The organism is Streptomyces sp. NPDC058000 (genome assembly GCF_042886435.1).
Classification (GTDB): Bacteria; Actinomycetota; Actinomycetes; order Streptomycetales; family Streptomycetaceae; genus Streptomyces.
Map to the genome: position 1 here is coordinate 96,602 of NZ_JBHVQS010000032.1, position 6,097 is coordinate 102,698.

At 70.4% G+C, this 6,097-nt stretch carries 5 protein-coding genes and 2 pseudogenes; 4 read left to right on the forward strand and 3 right to left on the reverse strand.

Annotated features, from left to right (window positions below):
* The first annotated feature begins 72 nt into the window (after positions 1-72).
* Both ACFVT2_RS26855 and ACFVT2_RS26860 read left to right on the forward strand, forming a co-directional pair.
* On the forward strand, positions 73-447 hold the full coding sequence (locus ACFVT2_RS26855) for a cupin domain-containing protein (RefSeq protein WP_390021978.1): 375 nt from the start codon (positions 73-75) through the stop codon (positions 445-447).
* Positions 448-504: 57 nt separating this feature from the next.
* Entirely contained in the window at positions 505-1,092 is a 588-nt protein-coding gene (locus ACFVT2_RS26860; RefSeq protein WP_390021979.1) for a nuclear transport factor 2 family protein, read from the forward strand.
* A 300-nt stretch (positions 1,093-1,392) separates the two neighbouring features.
* Here ACFVT2_RS26860 and ACFVT2_RS26865 read toward each other — a convergent pair whose 3' ends face one another.
* Both ACFVT2_RS26865 and ACFVT2_RS26870 read right to left on the reverse strand, forming a co-directional pair.
* Positions 1,393-2,310 carry an aminoglycoside phosphotransferase family protein gene (locus ACFVT2_RS26865; RefSeq protein WP_390021980.1) on the reverse strand — a complete coding sequence of 306 codons (918 nt, stop codon included), beginning with the start codon at positions 2,308-2,310 and terminating at the stop codon, positions 1,393-1,395.
* Between the two features lie 66 nt (positions 2,311-2,376).
* A complete protein-coding gene (locus ACFVT2_RS26870) occupies positions 2,377-3,291 on the reverse strand; it encodes a recombinase family protein (RefSeq protein WP_390021982.1) in 915 nt (304 codons plus the stop codon).
* A gap of 264 nt (positions 3,292-3,555) precedes the next feature.
* Between ACFVT2_RS26870 and ACFVT2_RS26875 the strand changes: the two genes are divergently transcribed.
* A complete protein-coding gene (locus tag ACFVT2_RS26875; RefSeq protein WP_390021983.1) occupies positions 3,556-4,281 on the forward strand; it encodes a dienelactone hydrolase family protein in 726 nt (241 codons plus the stop codon).
* On the opposite strand, the pseudogene ACFVT2_RS26880 reads toward ACFVT2_RS26875, so the two are convergent.
* A pseudogene (locus tag ACFVT2_RS26880) lies at positions 4,271-5,398 on the reverse strand (transposase); the annotation flags it as partial. The gene ACFVT2_RS26875 and the pseudogene ACFVT2_RS26880 overlap by 11 nt on opposite strands.
* A gap of 351 nt (positions 5,399-5,749) precedes the next feature.
* Here ACFVT2_RS26880 and ACFVT2_RS26885 point away from each other — a divergent pair.
* Positions 5,750-5,926: pseudogene (locus tag ACFVT2_RS26885) on the forward strand (HAD family hydrolase); the annotation flags it as partial.
* Positions 5,927-6,097 lie beyond the last annotated feature (171 nt).

Consider the following 6,097-nt stretch of genomic DNA (forward strand, 5'->3'; position numbering starts at 1 on the left):
ATTGACTTGCTTCCGGGTGCCACATACCGTGAAGCGGTCAAGTGGGTTGACTATATCTCCTGAAGGAGCGCCATGCCCCTGTCCACCCTCGCCGGTGCGCCGGTCTTCGACCGCGACGGCTTCACCTTCCGTCCGCTTGCCGTGCCCTCCCGAGGTAGCACCGAACTAGCCCTATGGTCACTGGAGTTGGCGCCGGGCGCACAGAGCGAACCACACCAGATGGACCGTGAAGAGGTCTTCGTCGTCCTGGACGGTGAGGTGTCGGCCAGGATCGCGGGCGAGGAGGTGCTCGCCGGGCCGGGAGACGCCGTCATCGTCCCCGCCCATGCCGCCCTGCGGCTGCGCAACGCCTCCGCGCAGGCCCCGGCGAGGGTCACGGCGGTAACTTCGGCCGGCATGAAGGCGACTGTCGGCGGCGCCACCTTCCCGCCCCCCTGGACCCAGTGAGCCGATCCTCCGCAGTGGGCGCGCCGCCGCGGACCCGTCCAGTAGAAAGATCCACTCATGGATGACGTCACCGAGGTGTCACAACTGATCCTGCACGAGCGCCGAAGCCGTGATCGGGGTTGGTGGTCGGACATGCGGGATTGCCTGGCAGCCGACGCGGCCATCCGCCTCAGTTGGTTTCGCGGCACTGGCGCCGACTTCGTGGCCGCGTCACGCGAGACGGCCGCCCGCGGCGACAACGCGACCCACACCCTCGGCCCGCCCGTCGTGGACGTTCTCGGCGCGAGGGCCCTGGTGGAGGTGGCCGCCGCCATCCGCATGCGTAGCGAGCTCAACGGCGTTCAGGCGGACCTCACCTCGCACGCACGGCTTCTGTACCGCGCCGAGCGGCGTACCGGTCGCTGGGTGATCGTCTCCCTGGACCCCGTCTACGAGTGGGACAACCTGCTGCCCAGCGTGCCGGGAACGCACCTGGAGATCGACCCGGACGCCCTGGCCCGGGCGCGACCCTCCTACCGGATGCTCACCCATCTGCTCAACGCCAGGGGCTACCCGATCGCAGACGACCTCTATGGCGACGACCGCCCCGCGCCGGTCCAGCAGCTGTACCGGTCTCTTTTCGATTGGCTCGGTCCCGAGAGGTGAGCCGTCAGTCGTCGGCCACCGGCCGGCGCCACGCCGCCCGGACCGTTCTGCCTGCTCATCAGTCAGAAACTCCACCGGCACGGCCGGACCGTAGCCGGGCGTCGAACCCCGCCGGTTGCCTTTCGCCGAAACCCCGACGAGGGCGTCGATCGGTGTGCTGGCCGACCATGATCAATCTCGGCGCCAACGGCGGTACCGATGTTCCCCGAGGCCGGACTCCGCGGGGGTTCGCGCAGACCATGCTCCGGTGAGGTGCTGAGACATTCAGCTGGATATTTAGCCTCCGGCCGGGGTCCTTGATCATTGGTGGATTGATGCGGTGAGGCGACGCAGTGCGGCGTGGGCGGGTGGGCCCCAGGTGGGCTTGCCTCCGGGGCGGCCTTGGACGCCGGCGTCTCCGATGTGGATGCCGGCGAGGGCGCGCAGCACCGCCCAGCCGCGGGCGCGGCGTAGGGTCGCGGTGTCCGGGCCCGGCTCGTAGGTCTCGTGGAAGAGGTCGGCGGCGCCGTCCGGCAGCAGGATCCAGGCGGCGGCGAGGTCGAAGGCCGGGTCGCCGGCGAAGAGGTCGCCGAAGTCGATCACGCCGGAGAAGGTGCCGTTCGTGGTCAGGATGTTGGCTGGATGCAGGTCGCCGTGGAGCCAGAGACGTGGGCCTGCCCAGTCGGGCGCGGCGGCGGCGTCTTCCCAGACCGCGCGGACGGCGTCCGGGTCGCGAATCAGCCCCAGCTCGGTAGCCGAGGCGAGCCCTTGGGTGAGGTGTTCGGCGGTGTCGGCCAGCGGGCCACCGCGGTCTCGGCCTGCGGGCGCCCCGTCAGGGGCGGGGCGGTGCAGAGCGGTCAGGAAGGCAGCCAGGGCGACGGCCGCCTCGGCAGGGCGCGTCGCGGGGGCGCGGTCGGCGGGCTCGCCCGGGACCCAGGTGGTGACGAGCCAGGGCCGCGGAAACCGTTCGGAGGGCTCACCGAGGCGCTGCGGGACGGGGATCTGCAGAGGAAGGTGCGGGGCGAGGCGGGGCAGCCAGGCGTGCTCCTTGCGCAGCAGCGCGTCCGCGGACTGCGTCGCCCAGGGCAGCCGGACGGCGAGGTCGTCGCCGAGCCGCCACAGTTGGTTGTCCCAGCCACGCGCGCCGAGCTTCAAAGGGCGATCGGCCAGGTCGGGGTGCTGCTCGCGCAGCAGATCGCGGATCAACTCCGCGGTGATCTCGATCTCGGTGTGGGTCATGCGGAGCAACCGTAGTCCGGCCTCGGGGAACATCGGTACAGCGGTTTTCGGTGAGAACGATCATGGTTAGGGCATGAGCGTGCTGACCCGGTGCTCGTACTCGCGGCGGGCCTTGCGCTGGGCCGGAACAGCCGGAACGCCGTGGCCGCCGTCGAGCGGCTGGCAGCGGGCGAGGAGCCGCCGGTGTGCGGCGGGGACGGCGGTCACGCGCAGGGTGTAGCCCTGGCCGCGCCGTACGGCCACCCCCTGGTCGAGCGCGGCGCGCTCGGCGGGCTCCAGCTCGGTGGTGCGGAGGAAGTCGGCGACCTTGCCTGGCATGTCGAGGGTGACCGGCACCTCCGGGGCGGGGGCGTCGTCCTCGTTGGCGGTGTGGTCGGGCAGGAGGTCGGCGACGGCGGTGCGGATCGCCCCGCGGCTGACGCCGTGGTCGCGGGCGAGGGCGGCGATCGAGCGGCCTTCCAGGTACGCGGTGCGCACGTCATCGGTCTTCGCGGCCGCCACGGCGGGGCGGCGTCCGCCCTTGCTGCCCTTGGACTCGGCGGCGCGCAGTCCGTCGTAGGTCAGTTCGCGCTGGAGGTCGCGTTGGAGTTCGCCGGCGGCGGCGAGGGTCTGCACCATGAACTTCACCGTGGACAGCAGCTCTCCGGTGCGTGGGTGGCGGGCGGTGAGGTCCATCGCGGAGAACGCGCCGTCGTGGATGCGCAGGGCGAGGCGTTCGCGGTGGAGGACGTCGAGCACGTCGAGGATGTGCCCGGTGCCGCGTACGAGGCGGAACATCTCGGAGATGTGCACGGTGTCCCCGGGCCGCGCGTAGTCGAGGAGCACGCGGAACTTGGGGCGCTGGAGGGGGTGGAGGCGGCTGGAGGTGCCGCCGTCCTCCTCGAAGACGACCGGGTCCTCGATCCCGGCCTCGTCCAGGACGAGGTCCTGCCGGGCGGTGGACTGCTGGTCGGTCGAGACCCGCTTGTAGACAAGGTTCACTACCGAGGGCCCCCTTTCATACGGAGGATCGGACCCTATCTGTCGTCAAACCCTGTCAGCAATCACCATCGGATCTGATTGGATTCGCGCCGCCGTGAACCCCCGGATTGCACGGGTTCATTGGACGCGTCGGCTGCCTGTCGTCAAACAATCGTTTGACGACAGGCAGCAGGCGCGTCCGGGTGTTGTAGTCGGGACAGACTGCTGTCTGCCATCGGTGAACACCACCCCGAGCGGGCGCAACGGTCAGTACCGTCCAGACTCATGACAACGATTACGACGCGCACGGTCGAGTATCCGGCCGACGGTTTGACGATGATCGGGCACCTCGCACTCCCGGCCGGTGTCGACCGGCGGCCCGCGGTGCTGCTCGGACCAGAGGGCACGGGGCTCAGCGACGTCGAGCGCCGCCGGGCCGATGCTCTCGCGGAGCTGGGATATGTAGCGCTGGCCTTCGACCTTCACGGCGGGCGCTATTTGGGGAACCCCGAGGAGATGCTGGCCCGCTGCATGCCCCTGCTCGCCGACCCCGACCGGATGCGAGGCATCGGCCACGCGGCGCTCGACGTGTTGCGCACCGAACCGCGAACCGACCCCGACCGGATAGCCGCCGTCGGCTACGGCACCGGGGGCGCCATCGCGCTGGAACTCGGGCGCGACGCCGTCAACCTGCGCGCGATCGCGACAGTCAACGGGCTGATCACGGGCCGACCGGGCGAGGCGGCGCGCATCTGCTGCCCGGTGTGGGCCGGGGTCGGGTCGGAAGACCCGATCATGGCGCCCGCACAACGGGACGCGTTCACCGCCGAGATGCAGGCCGCGGGCGTCGACTGGCGCCTCGTGGTCTACGGCGGCGCCCTGCACGCCTTCCATCATCCACCGGTCGACCACACCGTGCGTCCCGGCGTCGGCTACCACCCACGGCACGCACAGCGAGCCTGGCGTGACGTCGTCGCTCTGCTCGCCGAGTGCCTGCCCGTCACGGATTGATCCGATCGGCTCCTGATACTCGCTCCTGCCCGCCGTCGTCGTCTTCGTCCAGCTCTGGGGCATTCGGGTCGCGCAGCGGGCGCAGGGCGCCGGCGGCCGGGGTCGAGGCGGTGAAGCCGTAGCGGCCGAGCAGGTTCAGGTTGCGGTGCTTGAGCGGGGAGAGCCGGGCGATGTCCTCGTCCCGGATCTCGTGGCCCTCGGCTTTCAGCTGGGCGACGGCGGCGTCGATGTAGCGGGTTGTCCAGAGCACGATGGCGTTGAGGACCAGGCCGAGCGCGCCGAGTTGGTCCTCCATGCCGTCGCGGTACGCCTGGTGGATGGTTCCGCGCTTGCCGTGGCACACGTCCCGCGCCAGCTTGTGGCGGGATTCCTGCACGGTGAGCTGCCGGTTCATCTGCCGGCGGTAGGTGTCGTCCACCGGGTCGACGACCCGCAGCAGGTGCTCGGTCTTGGCGATCCGCCCGTACTCCGCGAATGCCGTCCCGAGCGGGGTCGGGCGGCCGTCGCGGCCGAACATGCGCAGCAGGTCGTAGGCGCGGACCTGGTTGGTGACCAGGGAACCGGCGACCTTCAGCATGTCCGGCCAGTGCGTGATCACTTTGTTCAGGTTCACGCGGTTGCGGGCCAGGTCCTCCACCGCGCCGTAGCTGCCGGTCTCGACGCCGGGCATCGTGGCCCGCCAGAACCGCTGGTCGTCCAGATCGCGGAACCGGGGGCTGAAGTTGTAGCCGAGGATCTTGAACAGGCCGAACACCATGTCGGAGTACGAGGCGTTGTCGGTCGCCACCATCTCCGGCTTCACGCCGCCGTCCAGGTTCAGCAGGGCGTCCAGGATGTGCAGTGAGTCGCGCGGGGTGCCGGGTACGACCATCTGCCCGATGCCGGCGACCTGGTCGTTGACGGCGTTGAGCCAGGTGATGCCGCGCTTGAACCCGAGGTACTTCGGCGACGGCGCCGCGCTCACGGTGCGCACGGGGACGACGAACCGCAGCCCGTCCACGGAGGCGAGCAGCCCGTCGCCCCAGAACTGCACGATCGGGATCTGGGCCTGGGCGGCGATGAGCCGCGCGTTCGCCGCGGCGATGGCGTCGGCGCGCAGGTAGTACTGGTCGACGTGCACACGTGCCTCGTGCGCGGCACGGATCGAGCGCAAGCTGAACAAGCTGCCCGGGGTGAGTACGTCGGTGAACTTCGCCACGGGCACCGCCCGTGGCGGCTACCTCGATGACGTGACGCCGCAGGACCTGGTCGCCGTGGTCAAGGACATGGGGTACGGCGCCACGGTGCCCGCCCCACCTGCCGCGGCGGGACCAGAGGTCGCGAAAACGAAGGCCGCAGCGGCTGAGGGAGCGGAGCCGGCCGCCGAGGAGGAGCGCCACCTGCGGGCGCTGCGGGACGCTGCTGGCGTCGGCGGCGCTGACCGTGCCGGTGGTGGTGCTGTCGATGGTGCCGGCCACGCAGTTCAGGGGAGGTCCGTCCCGAGGACAAGGTCACCGAGGTCAAGCGGCTGCAGGGCCAGGGAAAGGTCGTGGCCATGGTCGGCGACGGCGTCAACGACGCGGCCGCGCTGGCCCAGGCCGACCTGGGACTGGCGATGGGCACCGGTACGGATGCTGCGATCGCAGCCGCGGATCTCACGCTAGTGTCCTGCGCCGGAGATTCGTCGGCAGAAACGGGCGAGGGAGTCGAGGATCTCCTCGGCCGTCTTGGTCCAGATGAACGGCTTGGGGTCCTCGTTCCAGTTCTTGACCCATGTGCGGATGTCGGCTTCGAGGGCCTGCACGTTCTTGTGTGCGCCGCGGCGGATCATCTGGTC

What these genes read in the sequence shown, in the direction of transcription:
- ACFVT2_RS26865 (WP_390021980.1), bottom strand. Translation starts at nt 2,310, where the DNA reads ATGACCCACACCGAGATCGAGATCACCGCGGAGTTGATCCGCGATCTG.
- ACFVT2_RS26875 (WP_390021983.1), top strand. Translation starts at nt 3,556, where the DNA reads ATGACAACGATTACGACGCGCACGGTCGAGTATCCGGCCGACGGTTTG.
- ACFVT2_RS26860 (WP_390021979.1), top strand. Translation starts at nt 505, where the DNA reads ATGGATGACGTCACCGAGGTGTCACAACTGATCCTGCACGAGCGCCGA.
- ACFVT2_RS26855 (WP_390021978.1), top strand. Translation starts at nt 73, where the DNA reads ATGCCCCTGTCCACCCTCGCCGGTGCGCCGGTCTTCGACCGCGACGGC.